General features: G+C 72.1%; 25 protein-coding genes. 8 read left to right on the top strand and 17 right to left on the bottom strand.

What is annotated here, in order from left to right; translation table 11 throughout:
- Positions 1-19: 19 nt before the first annotated feature.
- Both AC07FK_RS17815 and AC07FK_RS17820 read right to left on the bottom strand, forming a co-directional pair.
- The gene (locus AC07FK_RS17815) at positions 20-994 is read right to left on the bottom strand and encodes an asparaginase (protein ID WP_479105802.1); all 975 of its coding nucleotides are present in this window, start codon (positions 992-994) and stop codon (positions 20-22) included.
- 56 nt (positions 995-1,050) lie between these two features.
- Complete coding sequence (locus AC07FK_RS17820) at positions 1,051-1,674, bottom strand: RsiG family protein (protein ID WP_479105803.1); 624 nt, start codon at positions 1,672-1,674, stop codon at positions 1,051-1,053.
- Positions 1,675-1,793: 119 nt separating this feature from the next.
- Between AC07FK_RS17820 and dtd the strand changes: the two genes are divergently transcribed.
- On the top strand, positions 1,794-2,219 hold the full coding sequence (gene dtd, locus AC07FK_RS17825) for a D-aminoacyl-tRNA deacylase (protein WP_479105804.1): 426 nt from the start codon (positions 1,794-1,796) through the stop codon (positions 2,217-2,219).
- Between the two features lie 108 nt (positions 2,220-2,327).
- On the opposite strand, the gene ygfZ is transcribed toward dtd, so the two are convergent.
- From ygfZ to AC07FK_RS17855, 6 genes are all read right to left on the bottom strand, one after another.
- Positions 2,328-3,293, bottom strand: a complete 966-nt coding sequence (gene ygfZ, locus AC07FK_RS17830; RefSeq protein ID WP_479105805.1) for a CAF17-like 4Fe-4S cluster assembly/insertion protein YgfZ — start codon at positions 3,291-3,293, stop codon at positions 2,328-2,330.
- Between the two features lie 10 nt (positions 3,294-3,303).
- Positions 3,304-3,777, bottom strand: coding sequence for a Fur family transcriptional regulator (locus tag AC07FK_RS17835; protein WP_479105806.1), 474 nt, complete (start codon positions 3,775-3,777; stop codon positions 3,304-3,306).
- A gap of 46 nt (positions 3,778-3,823) precedes the next feature.
- Complete coding sequence (locus AC07FK_RS17840; RefSeq protein ID WP_069928154.1) at positions 3,824-4,387, bottom strand: heme-binding beta-barrel domain-containing protein; 564 nt, start codon at positions 4,385-4,387, stop codon at positions 3,824-3,826.
- Positions 4,388-4,610: 223 nt separating this feature from the next.
- Positions 4,611-5,453, bottom strand: a complete 843-nt coding sequence (locus AC07FK_RS17845; RefSeq protein WP_479105807.1) for a hypothetical protein — start codon at positions 5,451-5,453, stop codon at positions 4,611-4,613.
- Positions 5,450-6,214 (bottom strand): hypothetical protein, encoded by a 765-nt coding sequence (locus AC07FK_RS17850; RefSeq protein WP_479105808.1) that lies wholly within the window; start codon positions 6,212-6,214, stop codon positions 5,450-5,452. The genes AC07FK_RS17845 and AC07FK_RS17850 overlap by 4 nt, the downstream gene beginning before the upstream one ends.
- Positions 6,211-6,999, bottom strand: a complete 789-nt coding sequence (locus tag AC07FK_RS17855; protein WP_479105809.1) for a hypothetical protein — start codon at positions 6,997-6,999, stop codon at positions 6,211-6,213. Before AC07FK_RS17855 ends, AC07FK_RS17850 begins: the two co-directional genes overlap by 4 nt.
- A gap of 103 nt (positions 7,000-7,102) precedes the next feature.
- Here AC07FK_RS17855 and AC07FK_RS17860 point away from each other — a divergent pair, with 103 nt between their 5' ends.
- On the top strand, positions 7,103-7,465 hold the full coding sequence (locus AC07FK_RS17860; RefSeq protein WP_479105810.1) for a DsrE family protein: 363 nt from the start codon (positions 7,103-7,105) through the stop codon (positions 7,463-7,465).
- A 12-nt stretch (positions 7,466-7,477) separates the two neighbouring features.
- Here AC07FK_RS17860 and AC07FK_RS17865 read toward each other — a convergent pair whose 3' ends face one another.
- From AC07FK_RS17865 to AC07FK_RS17900, 8 genes are all read right to left on the bottom strand, one after another.
- Complete coding sequence (locus AC07FK_RS17865; RefSeq protein WP_479105811.1) at positions 7,478-7,738, bottom strand: DUF3099 domain-containing protein; 261 nt, start codon at positions 7,736-7,738, stop codon at positions 7,478-7,480.
- 86 nt (positions 7,739-7,824) lie between these two features.
- Positions 7,825-8,112 (bottom strand): DUF1416 domain-containing protein, encoded by a 288-nt coding sequence (locus tag AC07FK_RS17870; RefSeq protein WP_018101653.1) that lies wholly within the window; start codon positions 8,110-8,112, stop codon positions 7,825-7,827.
- 35 nt (positions 8,113-8,147) lie between these two features.
- The gene (locus tag AC07FK_RS17875) at positions 8,148-8,987 is read right to left on the bottom strand and encodes a sulfurtransferase (protein ID WP_479105812.1); all 840 of its coding nucleotides are present in this window, start codon (positions 8,985-8,987) and stop codon (positions 8,148-8,150) included.
- 184 nt (positions 8,988-9,171) lie between these two features.
- The gene (locus AC07FK_RS17880) at positions 9,172-9,255 is read right to left on the bottom strand and encodes a putative leader peptide (RefSeq protein ID WP_355254274.1); all 84 of its coding nucleotides are present in this window, start codon (positions 9,253-9,255) and stop codon (positions 9,172-9,174) included.
- Between the two features lie 164 nt (positions 9,256-9,419).
- Positions 9,420-10,118: an LmeA family phospholipid-binding protein gene (locus AC07FK_RS17885; RefSeq protein ID WP_479105813.1), complete on the bottom strand. Its 699-nt coding sequence runs from the start codon at positions 10,116-10,118 to the stop codon at positions 9,420-9,422.
- Positions 10,119-10,219: 101 nt separating this feature from the next.
- Positions 10,220-11,482, bottom strand: coding sequence for a hypothetical protein (locus AC07FK_RS17890; protein WP_479105814.1), 1,263 nt, complete (start codon positions 11,480-11,482; stop codon positions 10,220-10,222).
- Between the two features lie 10 nt (positions 11,483-11,492).
- Positions 11,493-11,747: a MoaD/ThiS family protein gene (locus tag AC07FK_RS17895; protein ID WP_069928149.1), complete on the bottom strand. Its 255-nt coding sequence runs from the start codon at positions 11,745-11,747 to the stop codon at positions 11,493-11,495.
- 33 nt (positions 11,748-11,780) lie between these two features.
- The gene (locus AC07FK_RS17900) at positions 11,781-12,782 is read right to left on the bottom strand and encodes an alpha/beta hydrolase family protein (protein WP_479105815.1); all 1,002 of its coding nucleotides are present in this window, start codon (positions 12,780-12,782) and stop codon (positions 11,781-11,783) included.
- A 220-nt stretch (positions 12,783-13,002) separates the two neighbouring features.
- On the opposite strand from AC07FK_RS17900, the gene AC07FK_RS17905 reads away from it, so the two are divergent.
- The 5 genes from AC07FK_RS17905 to AC07FK_RS17925 all read left to right on the top strand — a co-directional run bounded on the left by AC07FK_RS17905 (position 13,003) and on the right by AC07FK_RS17925 (position 18,190).
- Positions 13,003-13,800, top strand: coding sequence for a response regulator transcription factor (locus AC07FK_RS17905; RefSeq protein WP_479105816.1), 798 nt, complete (start codon positions 13,003-13,005; stop codon positions 13,798-13,800).
- Between the two features lie 24 nt (positions 13,801-13,824).
- Positions 13,825-14,853 carry a LacI family DNA-binding transcriptional regulator gene (locus AC07FK_RS17910; protein ID WP_453407446.1) on the top strand — a complete coding sequence of 343 codons (1,029 nt, stop codon included), beginning with the start codon at positions 13,825-13,827 and terminating at the stop codon, positions 14,851-14,853.
- Between the two features lie 108 nt (positions 14,854-14,961).
- On the top strand, positions 14,962-15,963 hold the full coding sequence (locus AC07FK_RS17915) for a S1C family serine protease (RefSeq protein WP_479105817.1): 1,002 nt from the start codon (positions 14,962-14,964) through the stop codon (positions 15,961-15,963).
- Positions 15,964-16,046: 83 nt separating this feature from the next.
- Entirely contained in the window at positions 16,047-16,766 is a 720-nt protein-coding gene (locus AC07FK_RS17920) for a response regulator transcription factor (RefSeq protein ID WP_479105818.1), read from the top strand.
- Positions 16,763-18,190 (top strand): sensor histidine kinase, encoded by a 1,428-nt coding sequence (locus AC07FK_RS17925; protein WP_479105819.1) that lies wholly within the window; start codon positions 16,763-16,765, stop codon positions 18,188-18,190. The genes AC07FK_RS17920 and AC07FK_RS17925 overlap by 4 nt, the downstream gene beginning before the upstream one ends.
- A gap of 52 nt (positions 18,191-18,242) precedes the next feature.
- On the opposite strand, the gene AC07FK_RS17930 is transcribed toward AC07FK_RS17925, so the two are convergent.
- Positions 18,243-20,084, bottom strand: coding sequence for a bifunctional metallophosphatase/5'-nucleotidase (locus AC07FK_RS17930; protein WP_479105820.1), 1,842 nt, complete (start codon positions 20,082-20,084; stop codon positions 18,243-18,245).
- 117 nt (positions 20,085-20,201) lie between these two features.
- Here AC07FK_RS17930 and mshD point away from each other — a divergent pair, with 117 nt between their 5' ends.
- On the top strand, positions 20,202-21,128 hold the full coding sequence (gene mshD / locus AC07FK_RS17935; protein WP_479105821.1) for a mycothiol synthase: 927 nt from the start codon (positions 20,202-20,204) through the stop codon (positions 21,126-21,128).
- Positions 21,129-21,168: the final 40 nt, after the last annotated feature.

The raw sequence follows: 21,168 nt of genomic DNA on the forward strand, positions 1-21,168 counted from the left end.
GCCCCGCGCATCCCCAACCTCAGAACGCCGCGCGTATCTCCCCGACCTCGGCCGCCCCGCCCATCAGCGGCGACCGGCCGATCCGCTCCACCACGGGAGCGTCCACCCCGAGCCGCCGCAGCGCCCGCGCCAGCACCGGTCCCAGCGCCCGCGTGGCGCCGTCGTCGACCTTGAAGGCCAGGGCGCGGCCGTCCGGCAGCGCCACCGCCTGGACCGCCTCGGCGCCCATCTTGGACAGCGTGCCCGGCACCTCGCGCATCAGCCAGGTGTCGGGGCGGCGCGTGCCGGCGACGTACTCCGGGTGCGCGCGCATCGCGTCCGCGACGCGGCGCTCGGCCGTGCCCGGCTCGGCCAGCACGAAGCTGCGGAAGGCCGTCGCCAGCCCCACCAGGCTGATCCCCATGAGCGGCGCCCCGCAGCCGTCCGTGCCGACCGCCGTCACGCGCTCGCCACTGGCCTCCTCGACCACCCGCAGCACCAGCTGCTGGAGCGGATGCCCGGGGTCCAGGTAGGAGGCCGCGTCCCAGCCGTTCAGCCCGCACACCGCCAGCATCGCGGCGTGCTTGCCCGAGCAGTTCATGGTGAGCCGCTCGCGCACCCCGCCCGCCGCGAGGTACGACTCGGCCTCCACCGGGTCCAGCGGCAGGTCGGGCGGGGTCTGGAGGTCGGCTTCCGTGAGCCCGGCACCGGCCAGCATCTTCCGTACGAGATCGAGGTGGAACCGTTCGCCGGAGTGGCTCGCGGCCGCCAGCGCCAGCCGCTCACCCGACAGGTCGAGCCCGGCCCGCAGGATCGCCGCCGCCTGCATCGGCTTGTTGCTGGACCGCGGGAAGACCGGGGCGTACGGGTCGCCCATCTCCAGCTCCACGCTGCCGTCCGCCGCCAGCACGACCAGCGAACCCCGGTGGTGGCCCTCGACGAAACCGGAACGAACGACTTCCGCGAGGACCGGGGATATGACCGGGGACGGCGCGGCGGCGGTGCTGGAGGACATCTCGACCTTCCGGGAACGGGTACAGGACCAGGCTCCCGCAAGGCCGGATCGCGGCCTCAGGTCAGCAGGTCGTCTACTTGTGCTTCCCCATCACGGTACCTGCGGGCAATCTCCGCGCTGCAATCGTCAGCCGTCCGCTGAAGCTGTTGCCGGCGCCGCGAGACCTGCTGTTCGTACCGGACCAGCCGGCCCATCGCCGCGTGCAGCTCCTCGTCGGTACGGGCGGCGAGGTCCGACAGCTCCACGTCGGCCAGCATCTCGGCCGCCAGCAGCCGGAACTCCTCGCTCTGCGGCGTGGACATCGTCACGTGCCGGGCCGAGGAGCGGTGGCGCGACGGCGCGTCCGCGAGGATCTCCGAGAGGCGTTCGACGACAGGGGACTCCGGCCCCGTACGCCGCGCCAGCTCGGCCCGCAGAATGTCGATCCGCCCGTGCAGCAGCCGCCGCACATAGCTGAGGTCCGCCTCGTCCCGCTGCGAGTCACGGCGCAGGCCGCGCAGCTCGGGCAGCCGCAGCGCACCGAGATCGCTTCTCCTCCCGCGCTCGGGCGCCGGCGAACCGCCGCCCATGCTGTCGCCGGACCGCTGCGCGGGTGGCTGCGCGGCGGAGGCGGAAGACGTCGTCCGGATCATCGGCATCGGTACGGGCCCGGGCGACTGCCCGGCGCCAGGTGTGCTCATGGGTGTGTTCCGTCCCCTCGACCGGTGCGGGGCGCGCACCGCCTTCGTGCATCGTGCCACTCCTGACGGCGGCTACGCAGGCGCTCTACGCCCGTTCAGCCCCGGATAGATTGGGCCGCATGCGAGCAGTGGTGCAGAGGGTCGACGGCGCGAGCGTCGTCGTGGCCGGACAAACGGTCGGCGAAATCGTGGGCGAGGGACTGTGTGTGCTGGTGGGAGTGACCCACGAGGACACAACGGACAAGGCCGCACAGCTCGCCCGCAAGCTGTGGTCGGTTCGGATCCTCCCGGGAGAGAAGTCCTGCTCCGATGTGAATGCGCCACTTCTGGTCATTTCACAGTTCACTCTCTACGGGGACGCCCGCAAGGGCCGCCGCCCGACCTGGAACGCCGCGGCCCCCGGCGAGGTCGCCGAGCCCCTGGTCGACGAGGTCGTCGCGCAGCTGCGCGCACTGGGCGCGCAGGTGGAGACGGGCCGCTTCGGGGCGCAGATGAGGGTCTCCCTCACGAACGACGGCCCGTTCACGGTCCTGATCGAGGTGTGAGTCCGGCCGCGGTCGTACGCGGTCCGGACCGCGCCACCGTCCGGCACGAAACCGCGGCCGTCACCCCGGCCCGAACCCCCGGCCGACCCGCTCCCGCACCGCCGGCCCTTACGGCTCGACGACGACTTCCTGCGCCGCCGCCGTGTTCCCCGCCAGCAGCTCCGCGTCCACCGGCACATTGCGCTTGACCAGCGCGAGGGCGATCGGACCCAGCTCGTGGTGGCGGGCCGACGTCGTGACGAAGCCGAGCTGGCGGCCCTCCTCGCCGTCCGCCGCCAGCCGCACCGGCGTACCCGGCGCGGGCAGCAGCACGTCGCTGCCGTCCAGGTGCAGGAAGACGAGCCGCCGCGGCGGCTTGCCCAGGTTCTGGACGCGGGCGACGGTCTCCTGGCCCCGGTAGCAGCCCTTCTGGAGGTGAACGGCGCTGCCGATCCACCCCAGCTCGTGCGGGATGGTGCGGTGGTCGGTCTCGAATCCGAGGCGCGGCCGGTGCGCCTCGACGCGCAGCGCCTCGTACGCCAGGATGCCGACCGCCGGGCCGTGCGTGGAGGCGTACGCCTCCAGCCCGGCGCGCGGCAGGAAGAGGTCACGGCCGTGCGGGGTCTCCCGTACGGCCACGCCCTGCGGCACCTCGGCGATGGAGCCGGCCGGGAGGTGGACGACCGCGAAGTCCTCGGTCCGGTCGGCGGTCTCGACCCGGTAGAAGAACTTCATCGACTCCAGGTACGCGAGGAGATCGCCCTGCGTCCCGGGTTCCACGTGCATCCACACCGTCTCGCCGTCGTCGACGAGGTACATCGCGTGCTCGACGTGTCCGTTCGCGGTGAGGATCAGCGCCTCGGCGGCCTGCCCCGCCGGCAGATCGCTGACGTGCTGCGTGAGCAGGAGGTGCAGCCAGCTCAGCCGGTCGTCGCCGGTGACGGTGACGACGCCGCGGTGCGAGAGGTCGACGAATCCGGCGCCGCCGGCGAGCACGCGCTGCTCGCGGAACAGGTCTCCGTAGTGCGCGGCGACGCCTTCGTCGCGCCCTTCGGCGGGGACGGCGCCGGGCAGGGACAGCAGGGGACTCTTCATAGCGGCAAGCCTACGACTCGGTAGTTGAAGCTTCCGCCGAAGTACCGGCGGGGGCCTCTGCCGCGGCCTGAGCGGCGCACTTCTCGCAGCGCCCGAAGATCGCGAAGTGCTTCATGTCCGTCTCGAAGCCGAACGTCTCGCGCAGCGTGGCCGTGAAGTCGGAGGCGATCGCGATGTCGGCCTCGATCACGTTCGTGCAGTCGCGGCAGACCAGGTGGATGTGGTGGTGGCGGTCCGCCAGGTGGTACGTCGGGGCCCCGTGCCCGAGGTGCGCGTGGCTGACCAGCCCCAGCTCCTCCAGGAGCTCCAGGGTCCGGTACACGGTGGAGATGTTCACGCCGGACGCCGTCTTGCGCACCTCGACGAGGATGTCGTCGGGCGTCGCGTGCTCCAGGGCGTCCACGGCCTCCAGGACGAGCTGGCGCTGGGGGGTCAGCCGGTAGCCGCGCTGCCGCAGGTCGCTTTTCCAGTCGGTGCTCACCACGTGCCCAGTGTAGGCAGCGCGGCGAGCGACCGACGGTGCGTACGGCCTACTTGAAGAACGCGATGCCGTCGTCGGGCAGGTCCTTGAGGTCCTTGGCCCACTCGCTCGGGTCGACGACCTTCTTGAGGTGCGCCGACATGTACGGACGGAGCTCGACGTCCGGTGTGGCCTTCTCGCCGACCCACATCAGGTCGCTCTTGACGTAGCCGTACAGACGCTTGCCACCGGTGTACGGGCCCGAGGCCGCGGTCCGCGCCACCGCGTCCGTCACCAGGTCGATCTGCGGCTTCTGGTCGGCCAGCTCGCCGTACCAGACCTCGACGACGCCCTGGTCGCGGATCATGACGACCTCGACCTTGCGGTCCTTGTCGACGCGCCAGTAGCCGGACTCGCTCTCCAGCGGCCGGACCTTCTTGCCCTCGTTGTCGAGCACCCACGTGTGCGAGACGTACTCGAGGAAGTCCCGGCCGTCGTGGGTGAAGGTGACTTCCTGGCCGAAGTTGGCCTTCTCGTCACCGGGGAAGTCGAAGACGCCCGCGCCCTCCCAGTTACCGAGGAGGAAGACGAGGGGGACAAGGTCCGGGTGCAGGTCGGACGGAATCTCGATCATGAGCTGCTCAGGCGATCTGTGAGGGGAGGGGTGGGTTAGCGCTGACCCTGGTAGAGCTTCTTCACGGTCAGACCGGCGAAGGCGAGAACACCGACGCAGACCAGAACCAGCAGGGCCTCGAAGAAAATCGTCAGCACGGGGTTGCTCCTTGCATGAGCGGTGGGCAGTACGGGGGCCGGGCCCCAGCTTAGTCGGCGGGGCCCGGCACGGCCGTCCCGGGGCTTCAGCCGAGCAGCTGGTTCTGGAGAATCACCGACTGGTGGAAGGGCACGCGGGGGGCGCCGCCCTTCCTGGAGTGCGTGAGCAGCGCGATCGTGTCGCCGGCCTGCACGTAGGCCAGCCGGGACTGATCGCCGTCGTACGGCTTCTCCTCGGCGAAGAGGTACGCCATGGTGTTCTCGACCAGGCCCGAGCTCGACCAGTCCGGGTCGAGCTCCAGGGTGGGCGACCCGGCGAGCGGTGCGCCGCTGTCGGCGCCGACGACGAGCACGTGGTCCTTGAAGCGCTCGGCGATGCCGACCGAGTTGAACCGGAGCAGGTACACCCGGGAAGCGGTGCCGTCCGGCATGGTCCAGCCGCGAGCGGCGACATGGCGTACGGCGTAGTCGGACAGCGCGAGCCGCAGCTCCCTCCGCCTGTCCTCCTCGTACACCTCCGTGAACCGCTCGGGGGCCACCCAGCCGCCGTCGAGCTCCTTGTCCCGCGTGGCGCCGGCCGGGAGAGGCAGCAACAGCTCGCGCAGGTCGGCATGGTGGATCTCTCCCCGGTTGCCGTCGTTGAAGGGGCGCGGGGAGTCGGCCGGCAGGGCGGGCAGGGAGAGCGCCGGGTAGTCCCAGCGACCATCGCTGCGCGTGGTCAGACCGGGCACGTCGGTACGCTCCATCGACGCGACCCCGAAGGCGGTGCCGGTCCCGATCCCGCCGCATACGACCAGGGCTGCGGTCCACCGGGCGACGGCCCGCAGCGCCTTGCGCCGCGGCTTGGGCGCGGCGGGGACTTCGACGGCATGCCGGGCGGGCGCGGCTTCGGCGGGCGCCTCCGTCGACGATGTGAGCTGCTCGGTCATATGTACTCCCCCGGGGACACGATGTGGTCGAGTTGGTCCTTGACCAGCCTGGTGACCTCGGACTTCGAGAACGGTTCGGTGCCGGAGGCCGTGATGTTGACCATCAGCTCGCCGTCGTACGCCATGCAGAACATTCCGTCGAGCCCCGGCTTCTTGCCGGTGCCGGACCAGAGCCCTGCGGGCGCGACCATGACGCAGGACGCCTTCTTGTGTCCCTCGACTTTCGGGCCCTTGGGGACGCCCAGGAGGCGGAGCAGCTCCATCCGGAACTGGTACAGGTCGTGCACCTGCTTCCTGTCCTCTATCCGGACGATCTGGGTCTGGACGACGAGATCGCCGGCGTTCGACGCGTACGACCGCACGGCGACCCCCCGCACGCCCAGCTTGTCGACTTCCCGCTCGTACTCCCGGCGCTTCTTCCCGTAGACCCCGCGCCCCTGCTCCTTGAGGAGAGCGACCGCCTGCGCGCTGCTGAGCTCATCGTCATTGCCGTACGCGCCGATGTCGGGGCCGAGGCGATACGTCTCGGGGACGGGCAGCAGGAGTGCGCTGAGCTCGGTCGAGTCCCTGCCCCTGGCGACGTCGCCCGCCGGGTCCTTGGCGGGCCTGCCCTCGGGCTCCTTCCACACCGTGGTGGGAGCGGTCACGTCGGCGGAGCCGGCCGTGTTCACGGTGTACGCCGCTCCGCCGACGAGGGCGCCCGCCACCAGCACGGCGGGCAGCGCCGTGCCGAACAGCCGACGCGTCAGGTTCTTGTTCACAAGCGCTCCAGCTGCCGCTCGGCCAGCACGCGGATGTCGCGCTTGCTGATCCGCTTGGTGTCGAGGATGTTGATGTCGACCATGACGTCGCCGCGATGAAACACCGCGCGGGCACGGTACTGCGGCAGGTATCCGGCCTTGTTCTTCACCGGGAAGAGCCAGTAGCGGCCGTTACCACTGCCCTTGAGGGCGTCGCCGGAGTTGCCGGCCCCGTCCTCGTACCCGCCCATGTAACCCTGCTGGCCCTCGGCATGCTCGGCGGCCCCGTGCACGGGTCCAGGCTGGTACTGGACGAGCCGGACGTACGCCTCCCGGTGCGCGGAAAGCTCCCAGGCGGCCACCGCCATCCGGCGGAAGTCGCCGTCCGCGAGCTCGCCGAACATGTAGTCCGGACTGTCGAACTCCAGGGCGTAGGACCCGATGTCCTTCCAGCCGTCGTCCAGACCGGCCATGGCCGCGTCACGCGCCCCGCCGGGCTTGGGCACGAGCAGCTTGCGCAGGTCACCGTCCGTCCTGACGCGGTGGTCGACCTTGGCGGACAACGGCTCCGGCCCCTTGCCCTCGGACAGGGCCTTCGCGGGGTGCACCAGTCCGGGCTGCGCGAGGGCGGGCAGGGGCGTGGGCGGGCGGTCCGCCTGGACGGTGTAACCCGCGGCCAGCCCGCCGACGACGCCCAGTGCCGCGGCGGCAGCGATGATCAGGGGCGTACGGGCGCGCGACCGGACGGCCGGTGCTTCTTCTCGTTCACGTTCCTGCCGATCAGGAACGTCTTCCTGAGCTTCCAAAGGGGCCCCCACGAGACCTGAGGCGCAGGTTCCGTTACCTGCGGCGCACTACAGACCAGTGAGGGGCGGAGGCGGTTGTACGGCGGCGGATTACAGTTCGGTCATGGCGAAGAAGCTCGTGATCAAGGTGACTGCCGGGGCCGACGCTCCCGAGCGGTGTTCGCAGGCGTTCACGGTGGCGGCCGTGGCCGCGGCCAGTGGGGTGGAGGTCTCGCTCTGGCTGACCGGCGAGTCCTCGTGGTTCGCGCTGCCCGGCCGCGCGGCCGAGTTCGAGCTGCCGCACGCGGCGCCGCTGCCGGACCTGATCGAGTCGATCACGGCGGCGGGGCAGATCACCCTGTGCACCCAGTGCGCGGCGCGGCGCGAGATCACCGAGAAGGACGTGATCGAGGGCGTACGGATCGCGGGCGCCCAGGTCTTCGTCAGCGAGATCATGGCGGACGGCGTGCAGGCCCTCGTCTACTGACCTGCCCGGGGCCTACTGGGGACGCTTCTTGCCGTCCAGCTCGTCCCACCAGTCGTCGGACTTCGGGTCGCCGGACGGGTCGTCCCACCAGCGGTCGTCCGGCCCCCGCCGGTTCGCGACCATCGCGGCGACGGGCGGGATGACCATCGCGACGAAGCACATGCCCACCGCCGCCGGCACGGACCACAGGCGCACCACGGCCCAGGCCGAGACGAAGAGGAAGACGCATCCGCCCATCAGCAGGAAGTAGGCGTGCCGCCGCCGCGCGTACATACCTCCACCGTACGACCGGAGGGCCGCACCCCGTCCAGTGGCGTCCAACCCCTGGGGTGCGGCCCTCCGGCCAGTAGAGAGCGTCGTCAGACGGCGATCGCGACCTCCGCGAGGCCACCGGTCTGCGCGACGACCGTACGGTCCGCCGTGCCGCCGGGTACGAGCGCGCGCACGGTCCACGTGCCCTCGGCCGCGTAGAAGCGGAACTGGCCCGTGGCCGAGGTCGGGACCTCGGCGGTGAACTCGCCGGTCGAGTCCAGGAGGCGGACGTAACCGGTGACGGGCTCGCCGTCGCGGGTCACGCTGCCCTGGATGGTGGTCTCACCGGGCTTGATCGTCGAGGCGTCGGGGCCGCCGGCCTTTGCTCCACACATGGTGTTTCCGTCCTTCAAGTCGCAGGCGAGAGGGGTTACTTGTTGGCGCCGAGCTCGATCGGCACGCCGACCAGCGAGCCGTACTCGGTCCACGAGCCGTCGTAGTTCTTGACGTTGTCGACACCGAGCAGCTCGTGCAGGACGAACCACGTCAGGGCCGAGCGCTCACCGATGCGGCAGTACGCGATGGTGTCCTTCGCCAGGTCGACCTGCTCGGCCTCGTACAGCGCCTTGAGCTCTTCGTCCGACTTGAAGGTGCCGTCGTCGTTGGCGTTCTTCGACCACGGGATGTTGCGGGCGGACGGGACGTGGCCCGGACGCTGCGACTGCTCCTGCGGGAGGTGGGCCGGGGCGAGCAGCTTGCCGCTGAACTCGTCGGGGGACCGCACGTCGACGAGGTTCTGGCTGTTGATCGCGGCCACGACGTCGTCGCGGAAGGCGCGGATCGAGGTGTCCTGCGGCTGGGCCTTGTACTGGGTGGCCGGGCGCTCGGGGACCTCGGCGACCAGGTCGCGGGAGTCGAGCTCCCACTTCTTGCGGCCGCCGTCGAGGAGGCGGACGTCCTGGTGGCCGTAGAGCTTGAAGTACCAGAAGGCGTACGAGGCGAACCAGTTGTTGTTGCCGCCGTAGAGGACGACCGTGGTGTCGTTCGCGATGCCCTTCTCGGACAGGAGCTTCTCGAAGCCGGCCTGGTCGACGAAGTCGCGGCGGACGGGGTCCTGGAGGTCCTTGGTCCAGTCGATCCGGATCGCGTTGCGGATGTGGTTCTTCTCGTACGCCGAGGTGTCCTCGTCGACCTCGACGATGGCGACCTTCGGGTCCTCGATGTGGGCCTCGACCCAGTCTGCGTCGACCAGGACGTCGCTGCGGCTCATGCTGTTCTCCTCCGGGGCAGTGTGCGGCGGTTATGCGCGAGGGGCTGTGCGGGTACGCCGACGCGCGAAGGCGCGACGGTGGACGACCGCACGGGGGGTGGCCCTGACGTCGACTGCACCAGTTCGGTCGGTCGGTCGGAGGGCCGGGGAAGGCGGGCGCCGGACTGTGCCGGTCAGAGCCCGCTCAGGCAGTACGACAGAGCATGGCGGCGACGCGGCACAGGTCTACTGCCCGCCGCTTCGTGAGGTCCGCCTGTCGCTGCTGCATGGGACCGATCGTAGGGAGGTCACGACCGGCATGTCACCGGCGTGTCGGATACTGAGACGCGATCGTCCGCGATACGGGACGCGGTGCCGGAGCCGGGCCCCGGGAACCGGCCCGTGCGCGGTCGGCGCCCGCCCTCTTCCTGAGGGGCGGACGCCGCTGTCTCACTATCCGGCGAGGCCGACGTCCGTGCCGGTCACGGAGATCTCCAGCCCGTCCTTCGTCGGCTCGGCCTTCTCCAGCTTCAGGCCCTCGGGCAACCCGCTGATGCGCCGGTCGAAGTCGGTCTTCTCGCGGACCTTCTCCTCGATGCCGGGCAGCCCCTCGCCCGGTACCTCGTCCGCCCGCACCCGGATCGTGCTGCCGTCGACGACGCTCACGCTGGACAGCACACTGCGGGTGATCTCGCGCCCGAGAAGCTGCACCGAGCCGGTGACCTTCACCTTGCCGTCGCCCCCGTAGGAGACCGGGAAGCCGTTCTCCGAGGCCGCGGACAGGTCCTCGTACGAGATGCGCGCCGTGCCCGCGGCGCGGTCCGCCGTCGCGTCGGAGAAACCGCTGAAGCTGCCGCGCACGCGCACGTCGTGCAGCGCGGCGGTCAGCTCGCTGATCCGGACCGTACGGCCCTCCGCGCTCGCCTCGACGCCCTCGACGGTGACGTCGACCTGGTCGAGGTGCTTGGAGGCGACCTGCGTCAGGAAGGGGAACCCCTTGATCGAGACGTCGACGGCGCCGGTCAGTCCCTGCCGGCTCTGGACCCGCTTCGCGACCTCGGACTCGGCGTAGTTGAGCGCGAGGCGGTCCAGGACGACGAACACGCCGCCGAGGATCACGGCGACGACCAGCAGTATTCGCAGTGCACGCATGGCTTGAAGGTCCCCCACAACTGATCGGTTCCGTCGCACTCGCCCGAGCCTCGCCCGAGCCCCCCGGTGATCACGAGCCTACTGCCAGGTAGGCAGGGGCGTCAGGCGACGGCCCGGCCGATCAGATACACGGCGGGCGCGGCGGCGGTCAGCGGCAGCGCCACCCCGGCCGTCATGTGGACGAACCGGGAGGGGTAGTCGTAGCTGGCCACGCGCAGGCCCACCAGCGCGCACACCCCGGCCGCGAGACCCAGCACCGCGCCCTCGGAGCCCACGTCCGTCACACCGCCGGCGGCGATCCCGGCGCCGGCGGCGGCGAGCAGCGCGACGACCACGGAGGGGATGCCGGACAGCGGCAGGGCGCGGGCCAGTACGGCGACGGCGACGGCCACGCCGCCGACGGTCACCGCCTCGGAGGCCGCCGCCAGGTGGCCGGCGGCCACGACGGCCAGTGCGGCCGAGGTGACGGTGGCGGTCAGGCCGTACATCCGCTCGTCGGCGGAGGCGCGGTTGCGCAGCTGGAGCACGAGCGTCAGCAGCACCCAGACGCCGAGCGTGCCGATGATCGCGGCGGGCGCGTGCGCGGCGTCGACGGCGAGCAGCGCGACGTCGGCGGTGACGCCGCCGAGGAAGGCGAGCGCGATGCCCTGGCGGGCGGGCCACATGCCGTTGAGCCGGAACCAGCCGGCGGCGGTGACCGCCTGGAGCAGCACGAGCGGCACGAGCAGCGCGTACGGGCCGACGGCCGCGGCGCCGGCGAGCAGCAGCGCGAGCACGGCGGTCAGCGCGGCAGGCTGCATCCCGGGCGCGATGATCGGCGACCGGCCCTCGGCGCGGGCGCGCTGGGCGTCGGTGAGCCGGACGTTGCCGCCGGTCGTGGGCGCGCCGTACGCCGCGGAGCCGGGGGCCGCCGCGGCGGGCGCGGGCTCGTACGCCGCGGGGGCGGGCGTGTGGGGGCCCGGCGCGGACGCGTGGGCGGACGCCCGGCCCGGCGCGGCCCCGTACGCCTCGGGGGCGGGTTCGTACGTCGGTTCGTAGCCGGCCGGGGCCGGCTGGTGGGCGGCGCCTTCGTAGGCCGCCGCGTGGGGCTGGTACGGCGCGGAGCCGGCCTGGTACGGGGCGTACGGCGTCCCCTGCGCCTCGGGCAACGGCGGGTACCCGCCGTTGCCGGCCGGCGGGTGCGGCGGGCCGGCGGCGCCCGGCGCGGGCTCCTGCGGCCGGTACGGCTGCTGCACCGGCTGGAACTGGGTGTCCCAGGTCTCTCCCTCCCAGGTCTGGGTGGGGGGCTCCTGCGCGGCCGGCGGGCGAAGGCCCTCGTGCGGGTCGTGTCCGTCGTACGACGGGTAGGGCTGCTGGTTGCTCATGGTGTGGTGGTCATCCTCCTGCGAACGGCGGGAGCACCTCGACCGTGCCGCCCTCGGCCAGCCGTACGGTCTCATGACCGCGGGTCCCGACGGGGTCGCCGTCGATGAGGAACGAACACCGCTGGAGTACGCGGGTCAGCTCCCCGGGGTGCCGTTCGCGCACCGCGTCGAGCGCCTCGGCGAGCGTCCCGGCCGTGTACGGCTCCTCTGCGGTGCCGGCGGCGGCCTTGGCCGCCGCCCAGAAGCGGATGGTGCCCACTGCCATAGCGGCGCTCCTTTCGTCGGCTTCCATGATGGGCTATGCCGCCGTGAGCCAGGCGCCGATGCGGGTGAGCAGTGTCTCCTCGGCCGCGTTCTCGGCGTGGCCCATGCCGGGGACGATCCACAGTTCGCTCCGGCCGGCCGCCGCGGCGAGCATCCGCGGGTGGTCCAGGGGGAAGTACGGGTCACGGTCGCCGTGCACCACGAGAAACGGGATCTCGCCGAGCCGGGCCGCCGCCTCGACGGGCGAGAGCGGCACGGGGTCCCAGTCCCGGTCGTGGATCCGGGTCCGCAGCCCGAAGCGCCCGACGAGCCGCCCGGCGGGCCGGGTGACCACCCAGTGCAGCCGCCGCATCGGCGCCGTGCCCCGGTAGTACCAGCGGGCGGGAGCACTGACCGCGACGACGGCGTCGGCGCGGGCCGACACCTGACCGGCGGAGCGCGCGGGGTCGTGTCGGGGGTGCGCCGATGCTCCGGCGGCGCGCACGGGGTCGCGGCCGGCGCTCTGCGGTGCGCCGTCCGCCGGGCGCGCATCGGTGCGCCCCCGGCGCGGTACGCCGCCGCCCGGGGCGCCGTCGCCGGCCGGGTCCCGGTACAGCGCGGCGTGGCGGACGACGACCGAGCCGCCCATCGAGAAGCCGACCGTCAGCACCCGTTCGTGCCCGATCGAGCGGGCCCAGCGGACCGCCGCCGCCACGTCGAGGACCTCCCGGTCGCCGACCGTGGAACGGCCGCCGGAGCCGCCGTGCCCCCGGAAGGAGAAGGTGATGACGGCGGCGTACCGCCGGAAGACCCGGGCCGCCCGCCGCACCGCCGGGCGGTCCACCGACCCCGTGAACCCGTGCGCCACGACGATCGCCGGGCCGTCCCCGCCGCCGTCCGCCGGCTCGTACAGCGCCTCGATCCGGACTCCGTCCTCCGCCCGCAGGACCGTCCGCCGGGCCGCCCCCGCGGCCTGCCCCGGCGCCGTGCGCCCGGAGCCGTGCGTGATCGACGGAACACGCGTTCTGCGGACGTGACCCTCCGGTACGGGACTCATGTGGGCTATTCTGCTGGGCATAGGACCTGGGCAACGTTGCCCCCGGGTCCTTTTGTGTTTTCTGACCGTTGTTACGGACAGATGACGCGGCGCGGTCCCAGGGCGCGGGGCCGATCCGTTACGAGCAGTGCCGCATACGTCCTCGCAGGGACCGAGGAGGAACCGACGTAATGGGCAAGCGAACCGTGCACGACCGGACGACCCGGGCAGGTGGCCGACGATGAGTTCTCTGCTGCTCCTGACCAATGCCCTTCAGCCGTCGACGGAGGTGCTCCCCGCCCTCGGCCTGCTGCTGCACAGCGTGCGGGTGGCTCCCGCCGAAGGCCCGGCCCTCGTCGACACCCCTGGTGCCGACGTCATCCTGATCGACGGCCGCCGCGACCTCCCGCAGGTCAGGTCGCTGTGCCAGCTGCTGCGGTCCACCGGACCCGGCTGCCCGCTGATCCTGGTCGTCACGGAGGGCGGTCTCGCGGCCGTCACCGCCGACTGGGGCATCGACGACGTACTGCTGGACACGGCTGGTCCGGCCGAGGTCGAGGCGCGGCTGCGCCTGGCGACCGGCCGCCGGCAGATCTCCTCGGACGACAGCCCGATGGAGATCCGCAACGGCGACCTGTCGGTCGACGAGGCGACGTACAGCGCGAAGCTGAAGGGGCGGGTCCTGGACCTGACCTTCAAGGAGTTCGAGCTGCTGAAGTACCTGGCGCAGCACCCCGGCCGCGTCTTCACGCGCGCCCAGCTCCTCCAGGAGGTCTGGGGCTACGACTACTTCGGCGGCACCCGGACGGTCGACGTGCACGTACGGCGGCTGCGCGCGAAGCTCGGCCCCGAGCACGAGTCGCTCATCGGCACCGTGCGCAATGTGGGTTACCGCTTCGTGACGCCGGAGAAGGTCGAGCGGGCGGCGGCCGAGGAAGCCAGGGCCAAGGCGGCGCAGAAGGCGAAGCCGGCGGCCGTCACCCGGACGGCGGACACGGCCTCCCGGGAGGAAGAGGCCGTACGGCCTGCCCAGCGGTAGGTCACCCCGCGTAGACTGCCGCGCGTGGCCAAGGTGACGCGGGACGATGTGGCGCGACTGGCGGGGACTTCGACCGCGGTCGTCAGTTACGTCATCAACAACGGACCCCGGCCGGTCGCCCCGGCCACGCGCGAGCGTGTCCTCGCCGCGATCAAGGAACTCGGCTACCGGCCGGACCGGGTCGCGCAGGCCATGGCGTCCCGCCGTACCGATCTCATAGGCATGATCGTTCCCGACGCGCGGCAGCCCTTCTTCGCCGAGATGGCGCACGCGGTCGAACAGGCCGCCGCCGACCGCGGGAAGATGGTCCTCGTCGGCAACTCCGACTACCGCGACGAGCGCGAGGTCCACTACCTGCGGGCCTTTCTGGGCATGCGCGTCTCCGGCCTGATCCTGGTCAGCCAGGGCCCGAGCGAGTGGGCGGCCGCCGAGATCGAGGCATGGGACGCCCGGGTGGTCCTGCTGCACGAGCGGCCGGAGACGATCGACGACGTGGCGGTCGTCACGGACAACATCGGCGGGGCGCAGCTCGCGACCCGCCACCTCCTGGAGCACGGCCACCCGTACGTCGCCTGCCTCGGCGGCATGGAGTCGACGCCGCTGATCGGCGACCCCGTGGCCGACCACGTCGTGGGCTGGCGCCGGGCGATGCAGGAGGCCGGCCGGTCCACCGAGGGCCGCCTCTTCCACGCCCTCTACAACCGGTACGACGCCTACAAGGTGGCCCTGGAGCTGCTGGCCGGGCCGGACCGGCCGCCGGCGATCTTCTGCTCCACGGACGACCAGGCGATCGGCGTCCTGCGGGCCGCGCGCGAGCTGCGCATCGACGTGCCGGGCGAGCTTGCGGTGGCGGCGTTCGACGACGTGAAGGAAGCGGCGCTCACCGATCCGCCGCTGACGACGGTGTACTCCGACCGCCCCGCGATGGCGCGGGCGGCGGTGGACCTGGTGCTGGACGACTCGCTGCGGGTGGCGGGCTCGCGCCGCGAGCGGCTGAAGCAGTTCCCGTCGGCGCTGGTGGTACGCCAGTCCTGCGGCTGCCCGGCGACATAACGGCCGGTCCGCGCAGCACCCCCGCCCTTATATGGGGCATACACACTTCTGTCGGGCTTCTCAGCGGCTCCTCAGACGGTTCTCATGACCGCCGCCCAGGCTCGAGTCATGACCGAGAGCCCCCGCCGCAGCGGCGAGTATCCCGAGCCCGAGCAGCAGACCACCGCGTTCTCGTACGGCGGCGCGTATCCCCCGCCGCCCGCGTACGCGCCCTCGCCGCAGGCGCCGGGGCACCGGCGGGCCCGGCGGCCGGTCGCGCTCATCGCCGCGGTCGCCATCGTCGCCGCCGCGATCGGCGGCGGAACGGCGGCCTTCGCGGAGCGCCTGACCGGACCGGACACCGCCGGGGGCGGCGGGGGCGTCACCGGTACGAACGTGTCGCAGAGCAGCAGGGGCACGGTCTCCGGGGTGGCGCGGGCCGTGAGCCCGAGCATCGTGGAGATCAGCGCCACGTCCGCGTCCGGCGACTCCACCGGCTCCGGCGTGATCGTCACCGCCGACGGGGAGATCGTCACGAACAACCACGTCGTCTCCGGCGCCTCCTCCGTCAAGGTCCGGCTGAACGACGGCAGGACGTACACCGCCGACGTCGTCGGCACGGACCCCGACAAGGACCTCGCCCTCGTCAAGGTGCGGGGCACCGACGGCCTGAAGGCGGCGGCGCTCGGGGACTCCGACGGCGTGGAGGTCGGCGACGAGGTGGTGGCGATCGGCTCGCCCGAGGGCCTGACCGGGACCGTGACCAGCGGCATCGTCTCCGCGCTCGACCGGGACGTCACCGTCTCGAAGGACGAGGACCCGGGACAGGGGCAGCAGGGCGGGCAGAGCGGCGAGTGGCCGTTCGAGTTCGGCGGACAGCAGTTCAACGGCGACACCGGTGCGTCGAAGACGACGTACAAGGCGATCCAGACCGACGCCTCCCTCAACCCGGGGAACTCCGGCGGCGCCCTGATCAACATGGACGGCGAGATCATCGGCATCAACTCCGCGATGTACGCCCCGAGCGGAGCCGGCGGCTCCACGGCCGGCAGCGTCGGTCTCGGCTTCGCCATCCCGGTCGACACGGTCAAGGCGGACCTGGCGAAGCTCCGCGCCGGGGGAGACGGCTGACCTTTCCGCCGTGCGAGGCTGAAAGCGGCCGAGCACCCACCGCGGCCATCCGCACCGACCAGAGGCAGGCAGAGGAAGCCCCGATGAACACCCCCGCCGAGCGCATCCTGATCGTCGACGACGAGCCCGCCGTGCGCGAGGCCCTCCAGCGCAGTCTCGCCTTCGAGGGGTACGGGACGGAGGTCGCCGTCGACGGCATCGACGCGCTCGCCAAGGCCGCGTCGTACGCACCGGACCTGATCGTGCTCGACATCCAGATGCCGCGCATGGACGGCCTGACGGCGGCCCGCCGCATCCGCTCGTCCGGCGACACCCTCCCCATCCTGATGCTGACCGCGCGCGACACCGTCGGCGACCGCGTCACCGGGCTCGACGCAGGCGCCGACGACTACCTGGTGAAGCCGTTCGAGCTCGACGAGCTCTTCGCGCGCATCAGGGCGCTGCTCAGGCGCAGTGCGTACGCCGCGGGGCCGGCGGCCGGCCAGGAGGGCCCGGGGCACCTGCTGTCCTTCGCCGACCTGCGGATGGACCTGGCGACGCGCGAGGTGACACGGGGCGGCCGGCCGGTGGAGCTGACCCGCACGGAGTTCACGCTCCTGGAGATGTTCCTCGCGCACCCGCGCCAGGTGCTGACGCGCGAACAGATCCTCAAGGCGGTCTGGGGCTTCGACTTCGAGCCGAGCTCCAACTCCCTCGACGTGTACGTGATGTACCTGCGCCGCAAGACGGAGGCGGGCGGCGAGCCACGCCTGGTGCACACCGTGCGGGGTGTGGGGTACGCGCTGCGGGGCGGCGAGGCGTGAGCGGTGCGCTGCGCAGGTTCCGGGCGCTGCCGCTGCGGTCGCGTCTCGCGCTGCTGACGGCCACGGCCGTGGCCGTCGCGGTGGCGGCAGTGGCGGCGGCCTGCTGGTTCGTGACGCGGGTTCAGTTGGAGAACCAGCTGGACGGGTCGCTGGAGAGCGTCAAGGTCGACGCGGACGTGGTGCGGAACCTGAGCCTGGGGTGCGCGGGCGGCACGGCCGCCGTACAGCCGATCGGCACGTACGTCGTGCAGCTCGTCCCGGTCTCCGGCGACCCCTGCACCCTCCCCGGCGCCTCACGCATCCCCGTGCAGGACGGCGACGTCGCCGTGGCCGCCGGTCAGCTGGACAGCGCGCTGCACACCACGCAGGACGTCGACGGCAAGGACATGCGGGTCTACACCTACCCGTTCCGCGAGTCGCGGCAGAACCTCACGCCCGGCCCCCCGTTCGCGGTCTCCATCGCCCGACCCATGAGCGAGATCGACGATCCGCTGGGCTCCCTCGCCTGGGTGCTGCTGGCGCTCTCCGGCATCGGCGTCCTCGGCGCCGGCGCCACCGGGCTTCTGGTCGCCCGGGCCGGGCTGCGCCCCGTCGACCGGCTCGCCGACACCGTCGAGCACGTGGCGCGCACGGAGGACCTGACCGTACGCATCCCCGTCGAGGGCGAGGACGAGATCGCCCGCCTCTCACGCTCCTTCAACGCGATGACCGGCGCCCTCGCGTCGTCACGGGACCGCCAGGCCCAGCTGATCGCGGACGCGGGCCACGAACTGCGCACCCCGCTGACCTCCCTGCGGACGAATGTGGAGCTGCTCGCCCGCAGCGACGAGACCGGCCGGGCGATCCCGCCCGCCGACCGGGCCGCGCTCATGACCTCCGTCAAGGCCCAGATGACCGAACTGGCGTCCCTCATCGGGGACCTCCAGGAACTCGCCCGGCCCGACACCGCCGACCAGGGCGGCCCGCCGCGGGTCGTCGCGCTGCACGAGATCGCCGCCACGGCGCTGGAGCGCGCGCGGCTGCGCGGCCCGGAGCTGACGATCGGCGCGGACCTCTCGCCGTGGTACGTACGGGCCGAGCCGGCCGCGCTGGAGCGGGCGCTGGTCAACGTGCTCGACAACGCGGTGAAGTTCAGCCCGCCGGGCGGCACGGTCGACGTGACCCTGCGGGAGGGGACCCTGACGGTACGCGACCGCGGGCCCGGCATCCCGGAGAGCGAACTCCCCCACGTCTTCGAACGCTTCTGGCGCTCCCCGTCCGCCCGCGCCCTGCCGGGGTCGGGCCTCGGCCTGTCGATCGTGGCCCGCACGGTCCAGCAGGCGGGCGGCACCGTGACCCTGCGCCGCCCGCAGGACGGCACCGCCGGCACGGAGGCCGTGATCAGGCTGCCGGGCGCTGCGACGCCACCGCCGGCGACGGCATGAAGCGGGGCGGCGCCCGGACCGGACGCCGCCCCGCTGCCCTGCTGCCTGCCCGTTACTTCACGACCGTGATGCGGTCGGCCGCCGGGGGCGTGATCGGGGCGGCCGCGCTGGAGTTCTTCGCCAGGTAGGCGTTGAAGACGTCCAGGTCGGAGGCGCCGACCAGCTTGTTCTTGTGCTCCTTGAAGACCGGGAAGCCGTCGCCGCCGCCCGCGAGGAACTCGTTCATCGCGACGCGGTACGTCTTCGCCGGGTCGAGCGGGGTGCCGTTGAGCTTCACCGAGGCCACGTCGACGCGGGCGGCGCCCGTCTTCGTCATGTCCAGGGTGTAGGTGAAGCCCTTCGAGACCTGGAGGATCTTCGGCGATGCCTCGTTGCCGCCGCTGACCTGCTGCTGGAGCGCGGTGATCAGCTGAGCGCCGGTCAGGTCGACGACGTTCATCATGTTGGTGAACGGCTGGACGGTGAACGCCTCGCCGTACGTCACCACGCCGTCGCCCTCACTGCCGCTCGCCTTGAAGACGAGGTCGGAGCGGATGCCGCCCGGGTTCATGAAGGCGATCTGCGCGCCGCCCTTGTCGGCCGGGGCGAGACCCTCCAGCTGCGCGTCCGCGATCAGGTCGCCGAGCGGCTTCTCGGGGGCCGTCGAGCCGCGTCCGTTGATGTCGGCGGCGATGAAGCCCTGCGGCTTGCCCGCGATCGGGGCGGCCAGCGCGTTCCAGCGGCCGATGAGCGAGGTCATGTCCGGCGCCCAGATCCTGGCCTGCTCCTGGTCGCGGACGACGATGTGGTTCGCGCTCTTGACGCCCGTGCGCACGATGTCCTTGGTGCGGCGGTCGTAGGTGAGCGTGGTGTCCGTGTAGAGCTTGCCGTACGAGGACGCCGAGGTGACCATGCGCGGCTTGCCCGCCGGGTCGGGGACGGTGCACACGTACGCCTGGTGGGTGTGGCCGGTGACCAGCGCGTCGACCTTGGGCGTGATGCCCTTGGCGATGTCGACGATCGGGCCGGAGATGCCGTCGCCGGCGCCGGGCGAGTCGCAGTCGTAGTTGTACGACGAGGAGGCCGGCGAGCCGCCCTCGTGGATGAGCGCGACGATCGACTTGACGCCCCGGCGGTCGAGCTCCTTGGCGTACTTGTTGACCGTCTCGATCTCGTCGTGGAACTTGAGGCCCTTGATGCCGTTCTCGGTGACGATGTTCGGGGTGCCTTCGAGGGTCACGCCGATGAAGCCGATCTTGACGCCGTTCTTCTTCCACACCGTGTACGGCTTGAGGATCGGCTTGCCGGTCTTCTCGTTCGTGACGTTCGCGGCGAGATAGGGGAAGTCCGCGCCCGGGAACTCCTTGCCCTTCTCGAAGCAGCCCTCGACCGGGTGGCAGCCGCCGTTCTGCATGCGGGCCAGCTCGGTGGCGCCCTCGTCGAACTCGTGGTTGCCCACGGCCGACACGTCGAGGTCGAGCTTGTTCAGCGCCTCGATCGTCGGCTCGTCGTGGAAGAGGCCGGACATGAGCGGGCTGGCCCCGATCATGTCGCCGCCGGCGGCGGTGACGGAGTACCGCTCGCCCTGGCGCGCCTTGCGCAGCGAGGTCGCCAGGTGCTCGACGCCACCGGCCGGGATCGCCTTCACCGTGCCGTCGGGCTGCGTCTCGTTGACCGTGCCGGCCGAGCCCGCCGGGGGCTCCAGGTTTCCGTGCAGGTCGTTGAAGGAGAGCAGCTGCACGTCCACGGTCCGCGAGGGCTTCGACGTGTGCCGCGCGTCGGCGCCGCCGGCGTCCTCGGCACCGGAGGCCGGCATCGCGGCGACGAGGGCGCCGAGGGTGGCGAGACCGGCGGCGGAGGCGAGTATGCGCCGGGCCGCACGGTGCTTGCGGTTGGTACGAGGGTTCGCTGACATCTGTCCCCTTGTGAGTGCAGCGTGATGACGAACGCAGCCTAAAGTCAACGCGCGTAGCGCAACAGGGGGTGACGGGTTACAAGCTGGTTGCCGTACGGCGGCCGTACGCTCGTACTCATGACGACTGACCCCGCGACCCCCGCCTTCCTCAGGAAGATCCAGACCCTCGACGCGCTCGACGCCGGGCAGGCCCAGGAGGTCCTGACACTCCTCGACGAGGCAGCCCGTGTGGACGGAATGCAGGCCGTGTCCGAGCAGGGCCGGCTCCAGCTGCGCGGCGGACACCGGGAAGGGATCCGGCACTTCCTGCTGTACGTCGGCGACGGGCCGCTCCTCGGATACGCGCAGCTGGAGGACACCGACCCCGTCGAGGCGCCGGCCGCCGAGCTGGTCGTACATCCCTCGCACCGCGGTCACGGGCACGGGCGCACGCTCGGCACGACCGTGCTGGACGCGTCGGGCAAGCGGCTGCGGGTGTGGGCGCACGGCGGGAAGTCGGCGGCCCGGCACCTCGCCCAGGTCCTCGGGCTGACGCTCTTCCGCGAACTGCGGCAGATGCGCCGGCCGTTGAGCCCGCTGGACATCCCGGAGCCGGTGTACCCGGCCGGCGTGAGCGTCCGCGCCTTCGTGCCGGGGCAGGACGACGCGGCCTGGCTGGCGGTGAACGCGGCCGCGTTCGCGCACCACCCCGAGCAGGGCGGCATGACGCAGCGCGACCTCGACGACCGCAAGGCCGAGCCGTGGTTCGACCCCAAGGGCTTCTTCCTCGCGGAGCGCGGCGGTGAACTCGTGGGCTTCCACTGGACGAAGGTGCACGCCGAGGAGCAGCTCGGCGAGGTGTACGTCGTCGGCATCCGCCCCGACGCGCAGGGCGGCGGCCTCGGCAAGGCCCTCACCGCGACCGGCCTGCGGTACCTGGCGGCGCAGGGAGTGCCGACCGCGATGCTGTACGTCGACGCGGACAACACGGCGGCGGTGACGGTCTACGAGCGGCTCGGCTTCACCACGCACGAGACGGACCTGATGTACCGCACGGAGTCGTGACCAACGCGGTTGCCGGAGGGGGCGGTTGACACCGCCCCCT

The organism is Streptomyces sp. NPDC046122 (assembly GCF_056429965.1).